Source organism: Mizugakiibacter sediminis (genome assembly GCF_000953855.2).
Lineage (GTDB): Bacteria > Pseudomonadota > Gammaproteobacteria > Xanthomonadales > Rhodanobacteraceae > Mizugakiibacter > Mizugakiibacter sediminis.
Genome location: NZ_DF970228.1, coordinates 21,573 through 42,535, shown reverse-complemented (window position 1 = coordinate 42,535; position 20,963 = coordinate 21,573). Strand labels below are relative to the sequence as shown.

19 protein-coding genes and 1 pseudogene are annotated in these 20,963 nt (G+C 71.7%); 12 read left to right on the top strand and 8 right to left on the bottom strand.

Going from position 1 to position 20,963, the window contains the following annotated elements; translation table 11 throughout:
• Positions 1-73 precede the first annotated feature (73 nt).
• Complete coding sequence (gene pdxR / locus MBSD_RS10690) at positions 74-1,501, top strand: MocR-like pyridoxine biosynthesis transcription factor PdxR (RefSeq protein WP_062537310.1); 1,428 nt, start codon at positions 74-76, stop codon at positions 1,499-1,501.
• A gap of 4 nt (positions 1,502-1,505) precedes the next feature.
• Here the strand turns inward: pdxR and MBSD_RS10685 are convergent, their stop codons facing one another.
• Positions 1,506-1,925 (bottom strand): hypothetical protein, encoded by a 420-nt coding sequence (locus MBSD_RS10685; RefSeq protein ID WP_062537309.1) that lies wholly within the window; start codon positions 1,923-1,925, stop codon positions 1,506-1,508.
• A gap of 185 nt (positions 1,926-2,110) precedes the next feature.
• Here MBSD_RS10685 and sufT point away from each other — a divergent pair, with 185 nt between their 5' ends.
• The 4 genes and pseudogenes from sufT (at position 2,111) to MBSD_RS10670 (ending at position 5,939) form a co-directional block, all read left to right on the top strand.
• A complete protein-coding gene (gene sufT, locus MBSD_RS10680; protein WP_062537308.1) occupies positions 2,111-2,668 on the top strand; it encodes a putative Fe-S cluster assembly protein SufT in 558 nt (185 codons plus the stop codon).
• A gap of 188 nt (positions 2,669-2,856) precedes the next feature.
• Positions 2,857-3,051, top strand: a pseudogene (locus MBSD_RS15965) (proprotein convertase P-domain-containing protein); the annotation flags it as partial.
• A 28-nt stretch (positions 3,052-3,079) separates the two neighbouring features.
• Positions 3,080-3,184: a proprotein convertase P-domain-containing protein gene (locus MBSD_RS15895; protein ID WP_201797484.1), complete on the top strand. Its 105-nt coding sequence runs from the start codon at positions 3,080-3,082 to the stop codon at positions 3,182-3,184.
• Between the two features lie 361 nt (positions 3,185-3,545).
• On the top strand, positions 3,546-5,939 hold the full coding sequence (locus MBSD_RS10670; RefSeq protein ID WP_082306613.1) for a protease pro-enzyme activation domain-containing protein: 2,394 nt from the start codon (positions 3,546-3,548) through the stop codon (positions 5,937-5,939).
• A gap of 121 nt (positions 5,940-6,060) precedes the next feature.
• Here the strand turns inward: MBSD_RS10670 and MBSD_RS10665 are convergent, their stop codons facing one another.
• Positions 6,061-9,243: an efflux RND transporter permease subunit gene (locus tag MBSD_RS10665; protein ID WP_062537307.1), complete on the bottom strand. Its 3,183-nt coding sequence runs from the start codon at positions 9,241-9,243 to the stop codon at positions 6,061-6,063.
• Between the two features lie 82 nt (positions 9,244-9,325).
• Positions 9,326-10,567, bottom strand: coding sequence for an efflux RND transporter periplasmic adaptor subunit (locus tag MBSD_RS10660; RefSeq protein ID WP_062537322.1), 1,242 nt, complete (start codon positions 10,565-10,567; stop codon positions 9,326-9,328).
• Positions 10,568-10,778: 211 nt separating this feature from the next.
• Between MBSD_RS10660 and MBSD_RS10655 the strand changes: the two genes are divergently transcribed.
• Positions 10,779-11,720 (top strand): LysR family transcriptional regulator, encoded by a 942-nt coding sequence (locus tag MBSD_RS10655; RefSeq protein WP_082306612.1) that lies wholly within the window; start codon positions 10,779-10,781, stop codon positions 11,718-11,720.
• Positions 11,721-11,739: 19 nt separating this feature from the next.
• Here the strand turns inward: MBSD_RS10655 and MBSD_RS10650 are convergent, their stop codons facing one another.
• The 4 genes from MBSD_RS10650 to wrbA are packed head-to-tail and all read right to left on the bottom strand — an operon-like array spanning position 11,740 to position 14,915.
• Positions 11,740-12,225 carry an asparaginase domain-containing protein gene (locus MBSD_RS10650; protein ID WP_062537306.1) on the bottom strand — a complete coding sequence of 162 codons (486 nt, stop codon included), beginning with the start codon at positions 12,223-12,225 and terminating at the stop codon, positions 11,740-11,742.
• 34 nt (positions 12,226-12,259) lie between these two features.
• Entirely contained in the window at positions 12,260-13,915 is a 1,656-nt protein-coding gene (locus tag MBSD_RS10645) for an acyl-CoA dehydrogenase family protein (RefSeq protein WP_062537321.1), read from the bottom strand.
• A gap of 56 nt (positions 13,916-13,971) precedes the next feature.
• The gene (locus MBSD_RS10640; protein ID WP_062537305.1) at positions 13,972-14,319 is read right to left on the bottom strand and encodes a DUF2069 domain-containing protein; all 348 of its coding nucleotides are present in this window, start codon (positions 14,317-14,319) and stop codon (positions 13,972-13,974) included.
• Positions 14,316-14,915 carry an NAD(P)H:quinone oxidoreductase gene (gene wrbA, locus MBSD_RS10635; RefSeq protein ID WP_062537304.1) on the bottom strand — a complete coding sequence of 200 codons (600 nt, stop codon included), beginning with the start codon at positions 14,913-14,915 and terminating at the stop codon, positions 14,316-14,318. Before wrbA ends, MBSD_RS10640 begins: the two co-directional genes overlap by 4 nt.
• A gap of 96 nt (positions 14,916-15,011) precedes the next feature.
• Between wrbA and MBSD_RS10630 the strand changes: the two genes are divergently transcribed.
• Genes MBSD_RS10630 through MBSD_RS10620 form a run of 3 tightly spaced genes read left to right on the top strand, consistent with a single transcriptional unit; the run spans position 15,012 to position 17,057 of the window.
• On the top strand, positions 15,012-16,310 hold the full coding sequence (locus MBSD_RS10630) for a virulence factor BrkB family protein (protein WP_062537303.1): 1,299 nt from the start codon (positions 15,012-15,014) through the stop codon (positions 16,308-16,310).
• A complete protein-coding gene (locus tag MBSD_RS10625) occupies positions 16,307-16,789 on the top strand; it encodes a TlpA family protein disulfide reductase (protein ID WP_062537302.1) in 483 nt (160 codons plus the stop codon). Before MBSD_RS10630 ends, MBSD_RS10625 begins: the two co-directional genes overlap by 4 nt.
• Position 16,790: 1 nt before the next feature.
• Positions 16,791-17,057 carry an acylphosphatase gene (locus MBSD_RS10620; protein WP_062537301.1) on the top strand — a complete coding sequence of 89 codons (267 nt, stop codon included), beginning with the start codon at positions 16,791-16,793 and terminating at the stop codon, positions 17,055-17,057.
• Positions 17,058-17,121: 64 nt separating this feature from the next.
• On the opposite strand, the gene MBSD_RS10615 is transcribed toward MBSD_RS10620, so the two are convergent.
• Positions 17,122-18,234, bottom strand: coding sequence for a TIGR03118 family protein (locus MBSD_RS10615; RefSeq protein ID WP_062537300.1), 1,113 nt, complete (start codon positions 18,232-18,234; stop codon positions 17,122-17,124).
• A 206-nt stretch (positions 18,235-18,440) separates the two neighbouring features.
• Here MBSD_RS10615 and MBSD_RS10610 point away from each other — a divergent pair, with 206 nt between their 5' ends.
• From MBSD_RS10610 to MBSD_RS10600, 3 genes are read left to right on the top strand one after another with little or no spacing between them, the layout of a single operon-like run.
• Positions 18,441-19,040, top strand: coding sequence for an RNA polymerase sigma factor (locus MBSD_RS10610; protein WP_062537299.1), 600 nt, complete (start codon positions 18,441-18,443; stop codon positions 19,038-19,040).
• Positions 19,037-19,690 carry a zf-HC2 domain-containing protein gene (locus tag MBSD_RS10605; protein WP_062537298.1) on the top strand — a complete coding sequence of 218 codons (654 nt, stop codon included), beginning with the start codon at positions 19,037-19,039 and terminating at the stop codon, positions 19,688-19,690. The genes MBSD_RS10610 and MBSD_RS10605 overlap by 4 nt, the downstream gene beginning before the upstream one ends.
• Positions 19,687-20,961 (top strand): S8 family peptidase, encoded by a 1,275-nt coding sequence (locus tag MBSD_RS10600; protein ID WP_114693254.1) that lies wholly within the window; start codon positions 19,687-19,689, stop codon positions 20,959-20,961. The genes MBSD_RS10605 and MBSD_RS10600 overlap by 4 nt, the downstream gene beginning before the upstream one ends.
• Positions 20,962-20,963 lie beyond the last annotated feature (2 nt).

The following is a 20,963-nucleotide window of genomic DNA, read 5'->3' as shown; positions in this document are numbered from 1 at the left end:
CGGCCGCGACGCGTGCCAGAAATTGGCGGCAGGCATCTCTTTCGCTGCACGGAGCCAGTCCCGGGGGCGCCGCGTGTATCTCGAGCTCGATGGCCAGGGGCCGCACTACGGCCAACTCGTGCGTGCGCTCAAGGCGGCGATCCTCGACGGCCGTCTGGCCGCGGGCGCGCGCCTGCCGGCGACGCGCGCGCTGGCCGACGAGCTGGGGGTGTCGCGCAACACGGTGCTGGCCGCCTACGAGCAGTTGCGCGCGGAAGGTTACCTCGACAGCCGCGTCGGCTCCGGCAGTTACGTCGCCGCGCTGGAAACGCGGCGGCCGCCGCGCCGGCCGCCGCAGCGCGCCGAGGCGCAGTCGCGCTACATCGAGCGCGCGCGCCGCGTGCACGTCCGCGGCGTGGCGCGCATCCACCAGGGACTGCGCTACAACCTGCAGTACGGCGATCCGGTGACCAACCCCGCGCTCAGCAGCGCGTGGGGCCGCGAGCTGGCCCGCGCCGCGGCGTACACCGGCCTCGAGTCGCCGCCCGCGCAGGGGCTGCCCGCGCTGCGCGAGGCGGTGTGCGATTACCTGGCGCGCCGGCGCGGCGTGCGTGCGCAGCCGGACGACGTGCTGATCATCAACGGCACCCAGCAGGCCTTCGCGTTGTGCACGCGCGTGCTGCTGGACGAAGGCGATCCGGTGGTGATCGAGCAGCCGCACTACTTCGGCGCGCGGCAGGCGTTCGCGGCGCACGGCGCCCGGCTGGTGCCGGTGCGCACCGACCGCGAGGGGCTGGTCTGCGCTGAGCTGCCGCAGGAAGCGCCGAAGCTGATCTATGTGACGCCTTCGCACCAGTTTCCAGGCGGCACCGTGCTGTCGCTGCCGCGCCGGCTGGAACTGTTGCGCTACGCCGACGCACAGGGCAGCTGGATCCTCGAGGACGACTACGACAGCGAGTTCCGCTACGACGTGCATCCGCTGGCGGCGCTGCGCGAGCTCGACGGCGGCGAGCGCGTGATCTACGTCGGCACTTTCTCCAAGGCGCTGTTCGGCGCGCTGCGGCTGGGCTACATGGTGCTGCCGCCGGCGCTGCGCGAGGACTTCATCATCGCCAAGTACCTGGCCGACTTCGGTTCGCCCGCGATCGAGCAGATGGCGCTGGCGAAATTCATCGCCGAAGGCAGCTTCGAGCGCCACCTGCGGCGCGCGACGAAGACGCTGAAGGCTCGCCGCGCCGCCATGCTGCAGGGGCTGCGCAGGTACGCCGGCCATCGCGTCGATGTCGAGGAGGGCCACGCCGGCATGCACCTGGTGGCGTGGCTGCGCGGCTACACGCCCGAGCGGCTGGACGCGCTGATCGCGCTGGCGCGCCGTTACGAGCTCGGTCTGTATCCGATCGCGCCGCACTATCTGCAGCCGCCGCCCCGGCAGGGCCTGCTGCTCGGCTACGCCGGGCTTTCCGCCGCCGAGCTGGACACGGCGATGCGTCTGTTCGGGCGCTGCCTCGACGAAATGGGTTGATCGCTCAGCGCATGCGGCGCCAGGCAAGCAGCGCCGCCAACGCCGCGCCGGCGAGCATGAAGGCGACGTCGGTGCCGTCCAGCGGGGCGCGCGCCACCGCCGCGGTCATGCCGGCGCCGATGCGGCGTAGCGTTTCGAGGAAGGACAGGCCCATCGCCGCCGCCACGCGGTTGATCGCGAACAGGCACTGCGCGTAGCCGGCGGCGAGCAGCGTGCCCGCCGCCGCCAGCAGCGCGGTGCGCGCGCCGGCCGGGCAGCCCAGCCAGCGCAGGCCGCCGGCCATGGCGACCGCCACCGCCAGCGGCGCCGGTTGCAGCGCGCGGCCGCTCCACAGTCCGGCCAGCGCCCACAGCGCGCCCAGCGCCGAGGCGAACAGCAGCGTGCCGAAGACGGACAACGGCCAGGACGGGCGCGGATACGGCATGCGGAACTTTCTGCGGCGCGAAAAGGCCGCATGATAGCCGTTGCGGCGCGCGCCTCAAGGCGGCGGCGCTTGAGTTCCGCCGCCGCAGCCCTGATTTGCGTCGGGATGGTCCGCCGCAGCGGGCATAATATGTCGGGTCTGCGGATGCGCCCGCCGTTCTCCGGCGCCCGCCACGCGAGGATTTCATGAGCGGTTTCAGTCTCAGCAGCGAGCCCTTCACCCTGCAGCGCGACTGTCCGGCGGTGATGGTGCCGCAGGGCGAGCGCGTCGTGCTTCCGGCCGGCCAGATCGGCTACATCACGCAGGCGCTGGGCGGCAGCTTCACCGTGTACGTCGACGGCAACCTGTTCCGCATCGCCGGCGACGACGCCGACGCGCTCGGCAAGGACAAGCCGGCGCCGCTCGCGCTGCCGGAGAACGCCGGCGACGAGGACGTCGAGAAGCTGGTGTGGGCGCAGTTGCGCACCTGTTTCGATCCGGAGATCCCGATCAACGTGGTCGATCTCGGTCTGGTCTACGACGTCAGCCTCGAGCGCATGGACGACGGCCGCCGCCGCGTCTACGTCAAGCTGACGCTGACCGCGCCCGGCTGCGGCATGGGCGACATCCTGGTCGACGACGCGCGCACCAAGATCGAGATGATCCCGACGGTCGCCGAAGCCGACATCGATCTGGTGTTCGACCCGCCGTGGACGCAGTCGATGATGTCGGACGCGGCGAAACTCGAGACCGGCATGCTCTAGGGTTGCCCTGATCCGTTCCACGCGGGCGTCGCCGGCGCCGCCCGCGCGCCGAAGAGATGCGGACGGACAGCGCCGGTTCCCCTTTCGATGCGTTCGCGGCTCGGCTAGGAATTTTTCCTAGGCCGTGCGCGCGCGTACTCGGAAATTTTCCTAATGCGGCGCCGCGTGCGCATTGCTAGTCTCGCCGCATCCTGCGGACGGGGGCGCATCCCCGACCGCAGCAGCGCGACCAGCTCGATCGGCGTCACCGGCTCTCCGGCGACGCGCCGTCGGCGCTGAAGGTCACCGTCGACATCGTGCACAGCTATCGCGGCGACCTGCAGATCGATCTGATCGCGCCGAACGGCGCCAGCGCGCGGCTGAAGAACGCCGACGGCTCCGACGGCGCGGCCGGCGTGCACGCGACCTACGTTGAACGCATCCTCGTCGCCGGCCAGCGGCACCTGGAAGCCGAAGGTCACCGACGTCTATCGCGGCGACACCGGCTACATCGACGGCTGGTCGCTGCAGTTCTGAGCCCGGCGGGCGGCGCCCCCCGCCGCCCGTTTCGAGCCGCCCGGCCCGCGAGGGCCGGGTTTTTTTTTCGTCCGCGGGGCGGCATCGCGCAAGCACGAAATGCTTGCGGGAAACTTTCGATGCGCGCATTTCGCCGTAAGAATCTTTCTTAATGCACGGCGTCGCCCGCGCATGTAGTTTCACCGCGCCTGCATCGGGGGGTGCAGGCAGTCCCGCAACGGCATCGCCGCAGGCGCGCCGCCTCGCAGACATCGCCATCGCAATCGGGCGCAGGCCCGGAGGGCGCGGAAGCACGCGGGCACCAGGGAAGGCGGTCCGGCCGCGGACGCGGCCGCATTCGATCATCCGGAGGGGAATTGCAATGTCATCAAAGCACAGACTCGGCGTGCTCGCCGCCGCCATCCTGGGCGTCGCGGCTGCGGGCGCGGCCGCCACGGCAACCGCGCAGGATCAGGGTTCGATCAACACGCAGGCCGCCAGCGACACTTCGCCCGTCGTCGCGCACGCCTTCGCCCTGCACAAGGGCGACGCCTACGTCGGCGCGCTGCCGTTCTCGCAGCCGATGCACATCGAGGTCGCGCTGAAGCTGCGCAACCAGAACGAGCTGAAGAGTTTCATCGCCGCCGCCCACCAGGGCCTCGCGCCGATGGCGCAACGCTTCATGACGCAGGCGCAGTTCATGCAGCGCCACGCGCCGACCGCCGGCCAGGCCCAGGCCGTGGCCGACTACCTCAAGCGGTCCGGCTTCAGCAACGTGACGATCGCGCCGAACAACATGCTGGTGTCCGGCGACGCGACCGCCGACGTGGTGCAGGCGGCATTCCGCACCACCTTCGCGCGCGTGCGCGCCAAGGACGGCCGCGATACCTATGCGAACACGTCCGACGCGCACATCCCGGCGGCGCTGCAGGACAGCGTGCTGTCGGTGATCGGCCTGCAGGACGTGCACCGCGCGCACACCTTCGCGCGGATGCTGCAGCCGGACGGCCTGACGCCGCAGGCGATCACCGGCCACAACCCGACCGAGTTCTCGTCGATCTACGGCGGCACCGGCGTGCCGACCGCGGCGGGCGTGACCGTCGGCATCGTCACCCAAGGCAGCCTGACGCAGACCATCGCCGACCTGAACACGTTCACGTCGAACAACGGCCTGCCGACGGTGACCACGCAGACCGTCAACACCAACGGCACCAGCAGCGACACCAGCGGCGTCGGCGAGTGGAACCTGGACAGCCAGGACATCGTCGGCATGGGCGGCGGCCAGGTCGGCAAGCTGATCTTCTACAACATCCCCACGCTGTCGAACGCCGACCTCACCGCCGACATCAACACCATCGTGTCGCGCAACGAGGCCAAGATCATCAACGTCTCGCTGGGCGAGTGCGAAACCGACGCGCAGAGCGACGGCTCGGCGGCGGCGCAGGACCAGGCGTTCCAGCAGGCGGTCGCGCAGGGCCAGACCTTCTCCATCTCGACCGGCGACTCCGGCGCCGACGAGTGCGGCACCGGCGGCACCACGCCGAGCTGGCCGGCGGCCTCGCAGTACGTGGTCGCGGTGGCCGGCACCAAGCTGGACGCCTCCACCACCACCTGGAACAGCGAGGTGGTGTGGAACGACCTCAGCATCGGCAACGGCGCCACCGGCGGCAGCGAGAGCACGTTCGAGCCGAAGCCGAGCTGGCAGACGCTGTGGTCGGGCACCCATCGCGGCGTCGCCGACGTCGCCTTCGACGCCAGCCCGAGCTCCGGCGCCGAGGTGATCGTCAACGGCGCCACCCAGCAGATCGGCGGCACCAGCCTGGCCGCGCCGATCTTCGCCGGCATGTGGGCGCGCGTGATCGCGGTGAAGGGCACCGGCGTCGGCTTCGCCGGACCGCTGCTGTACCAGCTGCCGGCGTCGGACTTCCACGACGTCACCTCCGGCAACAACGGCGGCGAGACCGCCGGCCCCGGCTACGACCTTGCCAGCGGCCGCGGCAGCATCATCCTGAGCAGCGCGATCAACGACATCGGCGGTGGCGGCGGCAACGTGCCGCCGGTGGCGAACTTCAGCTACGTCGCCAACGGGCTGACCGTCAACTTCACCGACAGTTCCACCGACAGCGACGGCACCATCGCCTCGCGCTCCTGGAACTTCGGCGACGGCGCCACCTCGACGGCGACCAATCCGAGCCACACCTACGCCGCGGCCGGCACCTACACCGTCTCGCTGACGGTGACCGACAACGGCGGCGCGACCAACACCAAGACGCAGTCGGTGACGGTCGGCAGCAGTTCCTCGCAACTGCTGGGCAACACCGGCTTCGAAACGGGTTCGGCTTCGCCGTGGTCGATGAGCGCGGGCACGCTGTGCAGCAACAGCAGCTGCTCGGGCGAGACCGCGCACAACGGTTCGTGGTTCGCCTGGCTGGACGGCTACGGCAGCACGCACACCGACACGGTGTCGCAGACCGTGACCATCCCCGCCGGCAAGACCTCGGCGACGCTGCAGTACTACCTGCACGTCGACACCAGCGAGACCACCACATCGACCGCCTACGACAAGCTGTACGTGCGGGTCTACAGCACTTCCGGCACGCTGCTGAAGACGCTGGCGACCTATTCCAACCTCAACCACAACAGCGGCTACGCGGTGCACAGCAACAGCCTGGCCGCGTACATCGGCCAGACCGTGGTGATCAAGTTCACCGGCACCGAGGACACCTCGCTGCAGACCTCGTTCGTGCTCGACGACATCACCCTGACCGTGCAGTAAGCGTCCGCGACGCGGGGCCGCGCAGGGCGGTCCCGCGCCGCGGCAAGCGTTGCTCCCGGCTCGCCGGTGCCCCCCACTGTCGGCCAAGCGGCCCGGCCCGAAAGGGCCGGGCTTTTTTTCCTCAAGCGCTGCCGGTCGCGGCAGGTCCGCGGGAGGCGGCCGCGCGCCGCGCTGCGCGGCGCTCGACCAGGGCGCGGATCGTGGCGTAGAACACCGGCGTCAGCAGCAGGCCGAAGAAGGTGACGCCGAGCATGCCGGCGAACACCGCCACGCCCATGGCGTGGCGCATCTCCGCGCCGGCGCCGTGCGAGAGCACCAGCGGCACCACGCCCATCACGAACGCGATCGAGGTCATCAGGATCGGGCGCAGGCGCAGCCGTGCCGCCTCCAGCACCGCCCGCGTGCGATCCATGCCCTCGTGCTGGCGCTCGCGCGCGAACTCGACGATCAGGATGGCGTTCTTGCAGGCGAGGCCGACCAGCACGATCAGGCCGATCTGCGTGAAGATGTTGTTGTCGCCGCCGGACAGCCACACGCCGGCGATTGCCGACAAGAGGCCCATCGGCACGATCAGGATCACCGCCAGCGGCAGCGACCAGCTCTCGTACAGCGCGGCCAGCACCAGGAACACCAGCAGCACGCACAGCGGGAACGCCAGCACCGCCGTATTGCCGGCGAGGATCTGCTGGTAGGTCAGCTCGGTCCACTCGAACGCCATGCCGTTCGGCAGGTGCTCGGCGGCCAGCTTCTCCATCAGCGCCTGCGCCTGGCCGGAGCTGTAGCCGGGCGCCGGGCCGCCGTTGATCTCCGCGGTGGGATAGCCGTTGTAGTGCATCACGCGGTCCGGGCCGGCGCTCATGCGCACGGTGACGAACGAGCCGAGCGGGATCAGCCGGCCCTGCGCGTTGCGCGTCTTCAGCGTGGTGATGTCCTCGAGGTCGCGGCGGAAGCGCGGCTCGGCGGAGACGTTCACCTGGTAGGTGCGACCGAAACGGTTGAAGTCGTTGACGTACAGCGAGCCGAGGTAGGCCTGCATGGTCTGGAACACGTCGTCCAGGTCGACGCCCTCGGCCTTGGCCCTCTCGCGGTCGATGTCCGCGTCGACCTGCGGCACGTTCACCTGGAAGCTGGAGAACAGGCCGGCCAGGCCCGGCGTCTGCGAGCCGGCCTTGATCAGGTCCTGCGTCTGCTTGTAGAGCTCGGCGAAGCCGGCGCCGCCGCGGTCCTCGATCTGCGCGCGGAAGCCGCCGATCGTGCCGAGGCCCTGCACCGGCGGTGGCGGGAAGATCGCCACGAAGGCGTCCTGGATGCCGGCGAACTTCCGGTTCAGCACGCCGGCGATCGCGTTGGCGGACAGCTCCGCGCTGCGCCGCTCCTCGAACGGTTTCAGCTTGACGAACACGATGCCGGCGTTGGTGCTGTTGGTGAAGCCGTTGATCGACAGGCCGGGAAACGCCACCGCGCCTTCCACGCCGGGCTGCTCGAGCGCGATCTCCGACATGCGCCGGATCACGTCCTCGGTACGGTCGAGCGTCGCCGCATCCGGCAGTTGCGCGAACGACACCAGGTACTGCTTGTCCTGCTGCGGCACGAAGCCGGTCGGCACGTGGGCGAAGCCGAGCCAGGTCAGGCCGAGCAGGCCGGCGTACACGAGCAGCGAGATCGTCGACGCGCGCAGGATGCGGCGCACGCCGCCGACGTAGCGCTGCGCGCTCGCTTCGAAGAAGCGGTTGAACGGGCGGAACACCCAGCCGAACAGGCGCTCGATCGCCACGCTCAGGCGGTCCTTCGGCGCGCCGTGCTCCTGCAGCAGCACCGCCGACAGCGCCGGGCTGAGGGTCAGCGAGTTGAACGCCGAGATGATCGTCGAGATGGCGATGGTCAGCGCGAACTGCCGGTAGAACTGCCCGGTCAGGCCGCTGATGAACGCGGTCGGCACGAACACCGCGCACAGCACCAGCGCGGTGGCGACGATCGGTCCGGTGACCTCACGCATCGCCCGCCGCGTGGCCTCCTTCGGCTTCAGGCCCAGCGCGATGTTGCGCTCGACGTTCTCCACCACCACGATCGCGTCGTCGACGACGATGCCGATCGCCAGCACCAGCCCGAACAGCGACAGCGCGTTCAGGCTGAAGCCGGCCAGCTTCATCACCGCGAAGCTGCCGATCAGCGACACCGGCACCGCCACCAGCGGGATCACCGAGGCGCGCCAGGTCTGCAGGAACAGGATCACCACCAGCACCACCAGCACGATCGCCTCGAACAGCGTGTGCACCACCGCCTTGATCGAGTCGCGCACGAACACGGTGGGGTCGTAGACGATGCGGTAATCGAGCCCCTGCGGGAAATCCTTCTTCAGCTGCGCCATGGCGGCGCGCACTTGGTCGGAGATGCGGATGGCGTTGGAGCCCGGCCGCGCGAAGATCGGTATCGCCACCGCCGGCTGGTTGTCGAGCAGGCTGCGCAGCGCGTACTGGTCGGCGCCCAGCTCGACGCGGGCGATGTCGCGCAGGTGCACCACGGCGCCGTCCGCGTCGGTGCGCACGATGATGTTGCGGAAGTCGTCCTCGCTGACCAGGCGGCCGCGGGTGTTGATGTTGAGCTGGAAGCTGGCGTCGCTGCGCGTCGGCGGCGCGTTCAGCGCGCTGGCCGCGACTTCGACGTTCTGCTCGCGGATCGCGTTGACCACGTCGCCGGTGGTGAGGTCGCGCGCGGCGAGCTTCTCCGGATCCAGCCACACGCGCATGCTGTACTCGCCGGCGCCGAAGATCTGCACGTCGCCGACGCCGTCGAGCCGCGCCAACTGGTCCTTGACCCGCAGCCGCGCATAGTTCGACAGATACAACATGTCGTAGCGGCGGTCGGGCGAGACGAGATGCACGACCATGGTCAGGTCGGGCGAGCTCTTCTGCGTGGTCACGCCGAGCCGCTGCACTTCCTGCGGCAGCTTCGGCAGCGCCTGCGCGACGCGGTTCTGCACCTGCACCTGCGCGTTGTCGAGGTCGGTGCCGAGCGCGAAGGTGACGGTCAGCGTCATCTGGCCGTCGCTGGTCGATTGCGAGGAGGAATACAGCATGCCCTCGACGCCGTTGATGGCGGTTTCCAGCGGCGTGGCCACGGTTTCCGCGATCACCTTGGGGTTGGCGCCGGGGTAGGTGGCGCGCACCACCACGGTGGGCGGCACCACTTCCGGGTATTCGCTGATCGGCAGCGTCGGCAGCGCGATCGCGCCGGCGATCACGATCAGCAGCGACAACACGGCGGCCAGGATCGGCCGTTCGACGAAGAATTGGGCGATGTTCATGCGTGGACCTTGCCAGCAGGGGTCTGCCCCGCTCCCGGCGGGAGAGGGGACTTCGGTGCTTGCGTGTCGACCGCGCGCCGCGCTAGCCGTCGTCGCGGCCGCCGCCGGTGCGGCCGCGCGCGGCGACGCGCCCGCCGGCGCCGTCGTCCGCGCCGCCGCCGCGTACCAGCGCGCGGTCGCGGTCGTCGAGGCGCGCCTCCATCGCCACCTTCCGCGCGGCCACCTGCACGCCGGGTCGCACGCGCTGCAGGCCGTTGACCACGATCACGTCGCCGGCGGCGAGACCGGAAGTGACCGTGCGCAGGCCGTGGAACAGCGGGCCGGTGGTGATCTTGCGGTACTCGACGGTGCCGTCCTTGCCGACCGCGTAGACGAACTGGTTGCCGAGGTCGGTGCCGACGGCACGGTCGTCGATCAGCACGGTCGGACGCGCGGCGCCGCTCTCCAACTGCAGGCGCGCGAACATGCCGGGCGTGTAGCGGCCGTCCTTGTTGTCGAACAGCGCGCGCAGGCGGATCGTGCCGGCGCCGGCGCGCAGCTGGTTGTCGACGAAATCCAGTCGCCCGCGGTGCGGGTAGCCGTCCTCGTCGGCCAGGCCCATCGCCACGGCGGCGTCCAGCGAGCCGCCCTGCGCCGGCGCGGCGCCGTCGGCCAGCAGCTTGAGGTAGTTCTGCTCGTCGACGTCGAAGTAGACATACACCGGATCGACGCTGACCACGCTGGTCAGCACGTCGGCGCTGCCGACCAGGTTGCCCGGCGTGACCTGCGCGTTGCTGACACGGCCGTCGATCGGCGCGCGCACCTGGGTGAAGTCGAGGTCGAGGCGCGCCGCCTGCAGCGAGGCGGCGGTGGACGCGACCTGCGCGCGCGCGCTCTCGGCGGCCGTCTGCAGGCGGTCGGCCTCCTCCCGCGAGATCGCGCGCATCTCGAGCAGGCGGCGGCCGCGCGCGGCGTTCGCCTCGGCCAGCGCCAGCTCGGCCCTGGCCTGCGCCAGGCCGGCGGCGAGGCGGTCCACCTCGGCCTTGTACGGACGCGGGTCGATCTGGAACAGCAACTGGCCCCGCTTCACCAGCGCGCCTTCCTTGAAGTGCACCGATTCGAGGTAGCCGCCGACGTGCGGCCGCACCTGCACGGTGTCGACCGCCTGCAGGCGGCCGGTGAAATCGGCGGTGTTGCGCAGCGGCCGCACCAGCACCTCGGCCGTGGTCACCTCCGGAGCGGCGGCGACCGGGGCGGGCGCGGACGTGGCGTTGCCGAGAGCGAACTTGGCGCCAACCAGGGCGACGGCGATGGCCGCGGCCAGCGCCCAACGGGTCTTGCTCATCATGGTCTCTCCCAACCGGAATGCGGCGGCGCGACCGCGTGGCCGCTCCGACGGGATGCGGAGCTTGCACCCCGGACCCGGCTCGCGAGTCAAGGCTGCGGGCACGGTCGCCGCGGGCCGGGAGAGCTAGGGCCGGGTTCCCTTGAAAAAACCCCGCCTTGACGCAAGTCAATCCTGACCGCCAGTCATCAATCCATTCGGGGAACGCGCCATGGAAGACCTGTCCGCGATCGTGGTGTTCACGCGTGTGGTGGAAGCGAAGAGCTTCGCGGCGGCGGCGCCGCAGCTCGGCATGACCGCGTCCGGCGTCAGCCGGGCGATCGCGCGGCTGGAGGCGCAGCTCGGCGTGCGTCTGCTGTCGCGCACCACGCGCGCGCTGCGCACGACCGACGAGGGCGCGGCCTTCTACGAGCGCTGCCGCGACATCCTCGCCGACCTCAACGAGGCCACCGAGGCGATCGGCGGCGCGCGGCGCAGGCCGGAAGGGCGGCTGCGCGTCGCCACCTCGGTCGCGGTGGGGCGCGCCTGCCTGATGCCGCACCTGCCCGATTTCCGCACCCGCTATCCGGACATCCGCCTCGAATTGCTGATGAGCGATCGTCCGACCGACCTGATCGAGACCGGCGCCGACTGCGCGATCCGCGTCGGCGACCTCGCCGACTCCTCGCTGATCGCCCGCCGCATCGGCGAGATGCGCGTGCTGACCTGCGCGGCACCCGGCTACCTGCAGCGCCACGGCGTGCCGGCGTCGATCGACGACCTCGACGGACACTCCTGCATCGGCTACACCAAGCAACCGAACGGGCGGCCGCTGGCGTGGATGTTCGACACGCCGGACGGGCGCGTGAACGTCGACGTCGACGCCAGGCTGACCATCAACGACGCCGAGGCGGTGCTGCAGGCGGGCGTGATGGGGCTGGGCCTGATCCAGACCGGCGACTACCTGGCCAACAGCTACCTGCAGCGCGGCGAGCTGCGCCTGGTGCTGCCGGACGTGATCGCCGCCGGCCCGCCGGTATGGATCGTCTACCCGCAGCGCCGCCACCTGTCGGCGCGCGTGCAGGTGTTCATCGACTGGATGACGGCGCTGTTCGCGAGCTGCGCCGGCTTCGTCTGCCCGTTCGAGCGGCCGCGGCTGGCGGCGGCGTCCTGAGCACGGACGCCGCGCCCGTTCAGGCTTCCTCGAAGCGGTTCTCGCCGCGGTTCTTGCGCACGCGCAGCGGGTCCCAGACGCGGCCGTTCATGGCGATGTAGACGCCGTCCGGCAGGGTCTGCACGGCGCCGACCGCGCAGCCGATGTTGAACACCGCATCCGAGCCCTGGAAGCGCGCGGGGTTGAGCGCGCCGGTCAGCACGATCACCTTGCCGGGAATGCCGAGCAGCGTGCGCGCGGTCTCGACCATGGTGTCGGTGCCGTGCGTGACCAGCACGTGGCGGTGCGGCTGCGCCTCGATGGTGCGGCGGATCAGCTGGCGGTCGTCGTCGCTCATCTCCAGGCTGTCCTTGCGCAGGATCGACACCACCTCGAAGCGGAAGGCGACGCCGAGCTGCGAGAGGATCTCGCCGATCTGCGGCGCGCCGATCTGGTAGTCGGACTTGGCGTCGAAGTAGATCTTGTCGATGGTGCCGCCGGTGGTGACGATGGTCAGATGCTGCATGGAGGGTTTCCGTGCGGATGCGGCCGCGGCCGCGTCAAGGGTGGAAATCGTTGGCGAGCGTGGCCGCGTCGTCGATGTCGTGGCGCCGCAGGTGCTGCAGGCCGTGGGCGAGGAAGCGCTGCAGCGCCGCATGCGGACGGCGGTCGGCCTGCACCGACAGCGCCCACGCCGCATGCCGCGCCAGCAGCGCGGCGGCGAAGCAGCGCGTCAGCGTCAGCGCCAACCCGCGCGCGCCGGCTTCCAGCGCCAGGCGGTCGTCGGCGCAGCCGCGCAGCCAGGCTTCGGCGGCGTCGGCGTCGGCGCGGATCGCGGCGTGGTCGGCGCCGGTCGCATCGAGCAGCGCATCCAGGGCGTGCCGCCACGGCGCGAGGCCGCCGCCTTCCAGCACGCGCAGCGCGTCCAGCGCCAGCACGTTGGTGGTGCCTTCCCAGATCGGATACACCTGCGCGTCGCGCAGCAGCTGCGGCAGGCCGGTGTCTTCGAGATAGCCCATGCCGCCGAACGCCTCCAGCGTCTCGCTGGCGATCTTCACCGCCAGCTTGCCCGTCCACAGCTTGGCCAGCGGCGTCAGCAGGCGCAGCAGCGCCCGTTCGCCGGCAGAGGCGACGCCGGCCTGCGCGCGGCCGAGCAGTTCGGCGACGTGGAAGGAAAGATGGAACGCGGCCTCGAACTCGGCCTGCATGCCGGCCAGGGTGTCGACGTGCAGCGGCTGTTCCAGCAGCGTGCGGCCGAACGCGCTGCGGCGGTGCGCGTAGTCGCGCGCCAGCGCCAGGCAGCGGCGCATCGTCGCCAGCGAGCACACCGCGTTCCACAAGCGCGTGATGTTCAGCACCGGCGCGATCATGCGCACGCCGTTGCGCAGCTCGCCGACCGGCGTGGCCAGCGCGCCGTCGAGGTGGATCTCCGCGGTGGGCAGCTCGCGCGTGCCGAGCTTGTCCTTCAGGCGGTCGATGCGCACGCCCTGCCAGCGGCCCTCGGCGTCGTGCGTCTCCAGATAGAACATCGCCAGCGCGGAGCCGCCACTGCCGACGCCCTCGGGCCGCGCCAGCGTCAGCGCGGCCTCGCCGACCACCGCCGAGGTGAACCACTTGCGGCCGTACAGCCGCCACTGGCCGTCGGCGCCGCGGCGCGCCTCGGTCTCGCTGCGGCCGACGTCGGAGCCGCCGGCGGTCTCGGTCATCCACTGCCCGGACAGCCAGAACGTCGCCGCATCGCGGCTGAGGAAGCGCGGCACGGCGCGCGCGATCAGCGCGGCGTTGCCCGAGGCCTTCAGCGCGGTGGCGGCGCCGTCGGTCATCGCCAGCGGACAGGTGTAGAACTCGCTGGCGACGTGATAGAGGTAGACCAGCGCGAACTGGTGCACGCGCGCGTGCTCGCCCGTCGCCTCGTCGTGGCCGGCGGCGATCAGGCCGTGGCGGGTGGCGATGCCCGGTCCCTCCTGCCATGCCGGCGTCAGGGCGATGCGGTCGACGCGGTTGCCCCAGGCGTCCCACGGCGTGAACACGGGTTCGCTGCGCGGCCTGTGCGTGCGTTCGTTCCACGCGTCCGCGGCGTGCTGGCCCAGCAGCTCGAGATCCGGTTCGATCGTCTCGCGCAGCGCCGCCGGCAGCGTCCGCGCCAGATAGCTGCGCAGCACGCGGTCGTCGCGGTACTGGTTGCCGAGTTCCGGGGCGGACTGGACGAAGCTCATGGCGGCGGCGCCTGCGCAGCGCCGGCGAGAGCGCGCCATCGCCGGCGAAGCCGCGATTATACGGCGGCGGGTTTGCGCCGCTTGCGCGCGCCCGCGCCGAGGCTGAGGACCAGCAGCGCGGCCAGCGCCGCCTCGGCGACGGCCAGCGCGCGCACCGTGGCGTCCGGCGCCGACCAGGCCTCGGCGACGCCGTGGCTGAAATAGAACAGGCTGACGATGCCGGCCCACAGCAGCGCGCGCGCCGGCCGCCGCAGCGCCAGCAGCGGCAGCGCCAGCGGCAGCAGGCCCAGCAGCAGCGCGGCCGCGACCGACGTGCGCGCGGGCGGCGCCAGCAGCGCGTGCCACAGGATCTGCAGCAGGCCGAGCGCGGCCCAGGCGGCGTAGCCGAGGCGGCGCGCGTTCATCGCGGCGCCCCCAGTCGCCGCGCGACCTCCGCCACGCGCCGGCCCAGCACGCGCGCCAGTTCGCGCTCGTGCTCGCCGATGCGGCGCTCGCCGCCGGTGCCGGCGACGTGGCCGGCGCCGTAGGGCGAGCCGCCGCCCGTCGTCGCGTTCAACGCGGGCTCGGTGTAGGGGATGCCGACGATCAGCATGCCGTGGTGCAGCAGCGGCAGCAGCATCGACAGCACGGTGGTCTCCTGGCCGCCGTGCATGGTGCTGGTCGAGGTGAACGCCGCGGCCGGCTTGCCGGCCAGCGTGCCTGACGCCCACTCGGCGCCGGTGGAATCGAGGAAGTGCTTCAGCGGCGCGGCCATGTTGCCGAAGCGCGTCGGGCTGCCGAGGATCAGGCCGGCGCACTCGGCGAGGTCGGCGTGCGCCGCGTAGGGCGCGCCTTCGTCCGGCACCGGCGGCTGCGCGCTCTCGGTCACCGGCGCCACCGGCGGCACCTGGCGCAGGCGCGCGTGCATGCCCTCGACTTCCTCGACGCCGCGCGCCACCAGGCGCGCGAGCTGCGCGGTGTGGCCGCCGCGGCTGTAGTAGAGCACCAGGATGTCGGCCATCGTCGATCCTTCGTGTTGCGGGGCGGGTCGGCCCGCCACGGAGGCGCGCAGCGTATCATTCGCGACATCCGCCACGCTGGCCGCCGGCGTCCGCCCATGACTCGTCCGCAGCCCAAGCTCGACCTGCGCGCGCGCTTCGACCGCGACCGCATGCTGCACTTCGCGCACTTCCTGTGGCAGCGTTTCGTCGACGACAAGTGCTTCGAGACCGCCGGCGCGCTGTCCTACACCACGCTGTTCGCGCTGGTGCCGCTGACCGCCGCGGTGTTCGGCATCCTCGCCGCGTTCCCGGTGTTCGCCGAGTGGCGCGACAGCGTGTCGGCATTCGTGTTCCGCAATTTCGTGCCGGCCGCCGGCGACGTGGTGCAGCGCTACCTGCTCGACTTCGCCGGCAAGGCCAGCAAGCTCACCGCGGTCGGCGTGGTCGGCCTGCTGGTCAGTGCGCTGATGATGATGCGCAGCATCGAGGACCGTTTCAATCGCATCTGGCGCGTGCCGGCCGGGCGCAAGGGCGTGGCGCGTTTCCTGGTCTACTGGGCCGTGCTGACGCTGACGCCGATCCTGCTGGTGACGGGCCTCGCGGTCACTTCCTACCTGTTCGCGTTGCCGCTGTTGCAGCAGGCGGCAGGCGGCGCGCAGGTGAGGCAGCATGCGCTCGAGCTGCTGCCGCCGGCGATCACCTGGATGGCGCTGCTCGGCATGTTCGTGGTGATCCCCAACCGCAGCGTGCGCTGGCGCCACGCCGCCGTCGGCGCGCTGGTGGCCGCGCTGCTGTTCGAATTCGCCAAGGCCGGCTTCGCGCTGTACGTGCGCAGCGTGCCGTCCTACCAGCAGATCTACGGCGCGCTGGCGGTGGTGCCGATCTTCCTCGTGTGGGTATACCTCAGTTGGGCGATCGTGCTGCTGGGCGCCTCGCTGGCCGCGTCGCTGTCGGCGTTCGAGTACCGCCCGCTCGCCGACCGCATGCCGCCGGGCAGCGAATTCCTCGGCCTGCTGCACGTGTTGAAACATTTCGTCGCCGCGCAGCGCGCCGGCCGCGGCCTGCACAGCCGCGCGCTGCACGACAGCGAGCGATTCGTCTCCGACGACCTGCTGCAGCGCTATCTCGGCGACCTGCAGCGCGCCGGCCTGATCCAGCGCACCGAGCTGGGCGAGTGGGTGCTGGCGCGCAGCCTCGACACCGTCACCCTGGCCGAACTGTACGAGAGCGGCGGCTACCGCCTGCCGCTGGACCGCGAGGCGGTGGCGCGCTTCGGCACCGGCCTGCCGGCGCCGCTGCGCGACCTGGTCGAGGAACTGGCCGCCGACGTGCGCGACAATCTGCATACGCGGCTGAGCGACGTGTTCCCGATGCCCGCGCCGGCCGCCGACGAACTTCCCGAGGAGTCCGCATGAAACGCATCGCCATCCTGTTCGCCCTGGTCCTGCTGCCCTCGGCCCTGTTCGCGGCCGGCGCGCCGGCGCGGCCCGAATTCAGCATCACCACCACCGACGGCAAGACCTTCGACCTCGCCGCGCAGCGCGGCAAGTGGGTGATCGTCAATTTCTGGGCGACCTGGTGCTCGCCGTGCCTGAAGGAGATGCCGGACATCTCGGCGTTCGTCGCCGGCCGCAAGGACGTCGCCGCCATCGGCCTCGCCTACGACGAGATCGACGCCAAGGAGCTCGCCGCGTTCCTGAAGAAGCATCCGGTCGACTACCCGATCGCCAAGGTCGACGTGTACGACCCGCCGAAGGCGTTCGAGACGCCGCGCGGCCTGCCGACCACCTACCTGATCGCGCCGGACGGCACGATCGCCCACCACTTCGTCGGCCCGGTGACCGCGCTCGACCTCGACAAGGCGATCGCCGCGGCGAAGGCGCGCGGGGGCTGAGATGCCCTGCGCGCGCTTTCTCGTCAGCGGCCACGTGCAGGGCGTGTTCTTCCGCGCCTCCACGCGCGAGCAGGCGCTGAAGCTCGGCGTCAACGGCCACGCGCGCAATCTGGCGGACGGCCGCGTCGAAGTGCTGGCCAGCGGCAGCGCGGAAGCGCTGGAAGCGCTGGAGCGCTGGCTGCACGCAGGCCCGCCGGCGGCGCGCGTCGCCGAGGTGCGCCGCGAGCCGATGCCGGAGCAGGCGCTGCGCGGCTTCCACACGCGCTGAAGGCGCGACGCCGGGCGGGCCGGGGATGGGATGGGGCGCCCGCCCGGCGCCGCGACGAAGCCGATCAGTCGTGGTCGGAACCGTGGCGGACCGGCACGAAGTCCAGCCGTCCGTACAGGCCGTGCGCTTCGTCGTCGGGACCGGCGGCGAAGAACAGCGTGTCGACCGGCTGGCCGTTGAAGCCGCTGCCGAAAGCGAGGCCCCACAGACCGTCGATGCGGATCGGCCGGCCGTCGGCGCCGCGCAGCGTGCCCACCGGGAAGTCGGTGGCGAGGTCGTAGGCGTGGATGAGGCCGTCGCCGAAGTTGCCGATCAGCAGGCGTCCGCCGAAGGGGCCGAAACCCGCCGGCGCCACCGTCATGCCCCAGGGCGCGTCGAGCAGGCCGCGCGTGGCCACGCGGCGCAGCAGCTTGCCGTTGGGGTCGTAGGCGTCGACGAAGCCGAGGCCGGGGCCGTCCTCCTCGTCGACCTTGCCCGGCCCCTGTTTGGCGTAGGACACGTAGATGTCGCCGTTGATCGCTTGAATGCCGAACGGCGCGAAGCCGTGCGGGATGCCGGGATCGGTGAACGCGCCCGGCGCCAGCGCGACCCGATGGAACGCGCTGTCGAACACGTCCACCTTGGCGTTGAAGAAGTCGGTGGCGTACAGCAACTGGCCGTTGCCGCCGCTGCTGAGCGCGAGGCCCTTGTAGACCGCGCCATGGGCGAAGTCGCCGCCGGCGCGGATGGCGTGGGTCGCATCCACGTTCGGCGCCCAGCCGGCGATCACGCCGTCCTCGGTGGCGAAGAGGAAGCGGCTGGGGCCGGATGCCGCGCCGTTGCCGACGACGAAGCCGCTGGAGCCGTTGAAGACGATGCCGGTGGGGTTGCCGCCGCCGGCGTCGGTCGGGGTGGGGATGTGCACCACCAGCGACTGCGGGTTGCCGGCGCCGTCATACAAAGTCGCCAGACCGGTCTCATTGTCGGCAACCCAGGCGAAGCCGAAGGGGTTGAACGCCAGCCCCCAGGCGTTGACCAGGTTGCCGTCGGCATGGTCGGCGGCGACGAAGCCGTCGGACACCAGGTTGTGCTGCCGGTAGAAGCCACCGGCGGCCTGTGCCGCGGGCGCGGCGAGGAGTACGAGCGCCATCGTCAGGGAAGCGCAGACGCTGCGTGCGATGCCTGGACGGACTTTCATGACAGGGATCCTCGAAAGAGAGGGAAGGGCGCCGGAACGGCGGCCGCGGGGCCGCGGCTGCGAGCGGCCGCGACTCCTCATGGGTGCATCCAGGCGGAAGCGGATTCGGTTCACCCGCCCGCGATACCGCCGCGTACGGAAGAGCGGCGGAGCATTGAACCGGACCCGCATGGCGGCGTATCCACGTCGGGAAAGGCTCATGACCCATGCCGCGAGCGGATAGCCGAGACGCAAGGCCCGATGCCGGACGCCGGCCGGCGCCGCCGGACGAGGCGGCGCTGGTCGCCCGCGTCGCCGCCGCCGACCGCGCCGCCTTCGAAGCGCTCTACCGCGCCTACTACCCGCGGCTGCGGCGCTTCCTGGAGCGCATGACGCGGCGGCTGCCGCTGGTCGAGGAAGTGCTGAACGACACCATGATGGTGGTGTGGCGGCGGGCGCACACCTACGACCGCGTGTCCAAGGTGTCGACGTGGATCTTCGCCATCGCCTACCGGCAGGCGCTGAAGGCGCTCAGCCGCGTCGACGATGCGGTGCCGCCGGCGGACGGCGACGAGGCGGTGCCGGCGCACGCGCAGCCGGAAAGCGTGCTGCAGCGCGAGCAATGGCGCGCGCATCTCGGCCAGGCGCTGGGCGCGCTGTCCGCGGAGCAGCGCGCGGTGATCGAACTGACCTATTACAACGGCTACGCCTGCCGCGAAGTGGCGGAAATCATGGGTTGCCCGGTCGACACGGTGAAGACGCGCATGTTCTACGCGCGACGCAAGCTGAAAACGCTGCTCGCGCTCAACGCGGAGGACGCGATATGAGCGGACGCGTGCTCAGGTTCGAGGGCGCCGCGCACCTCGAGGCGGAACGCCTGCTGCCGTGGTACGTCAACGGCACGCTGGAAGGCGAGGAGCTGGCGCGGATCGAGCAGCATCTGACGGAGTGCGCGCGCTGCCAGCGCGAGCTGACATGGCAGCGCGAACTGCAGGCCGCCTGCGCCGGCGCCGAGGCGGCGGCCGACGCCGGCCCGGCGTTGCAGCGCCTGCGCGAGCGCCTCGATGCCGAACCCGGCGGCGGCCGCCGCCCGCTGTTCGGCGAGCTGCGCCGCGGCTGGAAGGGCAGCCGGCCGTGGCTGCGTTGGGCGGTCGCCGCGCAATTCGCCGCGGTCGCCGCGCTGGCCGGCGCGCTGGCGTTCCAGGGCCGGCCGGCGCTCTACCGCACCCTCGGCGCGGCCGACAAGCCGCCGCGCGCGGCCGGCGACCTGGTGGTGGTGTTCGATCCGGGCCTCGACGAGGCCGCGATGCGGCGCCTGCTGCGCGCCAGCGGCGCGCGCATCGTCGACGGCCCGACCGAGACCGGCGCCTATGTGCTGGACGTGCCCGACGGCCACGAGACGGGCGCGCTCGAGGCGTTGCGCGCCGCGCGCGGCGTGGTGCTGGTCGAACGCCTGAACGCGGACGGCGGCAAGTGAACCTGCGCCGTTTCGCGCTGCTGCCGTGGCTGTGCCTGGCCGTCGCCGGCTGCGCCACGATGCAGCCGCGCGGCATGCCGGCGCCATCGCCGGTGCAGGCGGCGCAGCAGCAGATCCTGGTGATGCTGCATGCGCCGCCGCTGCACTTCCGCCCCGACGCCGGCTACACCGCCGGCTACGACATGGCGCGCGGCGACACGGCGCGGCGCCGCCTCGGCGAGCGCGTCGCCCGCCAGTACGGGCTGCGCCTGCTCGACGCATGGCCGATGCCGGCGCTGGGCGTGGACTGCCTGCTGATGGAGCTGCCTTCCGGCGCATCGGCCACGCTGCTGCTCAGGCAAGTGTCGGCCGACCCGCGCGTCGCCTGGGCGCAGCCGCTGCACGTCTACCGCACGCTGGGCGACGACGACCCGCTGTACCCGCTGCAGCCGGCGGCGTCGCGCTGGCGGCTGTCGGAGCTGCACGCGGTCGCCACCGGCCGCGACGTCGTCGTCGCGCAACTGGACACGGGCGTGGACCTCGCCCATCCCGACCTGCGCGGCCAGATCGCCGAGGCGCGCAACTTCGTCGACGACGGCGCGGTGCCCGCCGAGGCGCACGGCACCGAGGTCGCCGGCATCATCGCCGCGCGCGCCGGCAACGGCATCGGCATCGCCGGCATCGCGCCGGACGCGCGGCTGCTGGCGCTGCGCGCCTGCTGGCAGTTGCCCGGCGCGGACGGCGCCGCCGCCTGCAGCAGCTTCACCCTGGCGAAGGCGCTGCAGTTCGCATTGCTGCAGCATGCGCAGGTCCTCAACCTCAGCCTGACCGGGCCGCCGGACGTGCTGCTCGAGCGGCTGCTGGACGCCGCCATGGCGCGCGGCGTCACCGTCGTCGGCGCGGCCGACGCGCACGCGCCCGGCGGCGGTTTCCCGGCCTCGCTCGACGGCGTGCTGGCGGTGGCCGGCGATCCGGTCGGCGGCCGTTCGCGCGTCTGGCTGGCGCCGTCGCGCGACATCCCGACGACCACGCCGGGCGGCGGCTTCGGCCTGGTCAGCGGCTCCTCGTTCGCCGCGGCCGAGGTCAGCGGCCTGGTCGCGCTGCTGCGCCAGCTCGGGCCGCGCATGAGCGCGACCCAGTTGCGCGATGCGCTGGCGGCGCGGACTGCGCTAGGCTTGGGCTCCGAGCGGCCCAAGCCGATCGATGCCTGCGCGGCCGTCGTGCAGGCGGCCGGACGTTGCGCGTGCGATTGCGGCGCGCCGGCAACCGGGGTCGGGATGCCGCGCCGATGAGA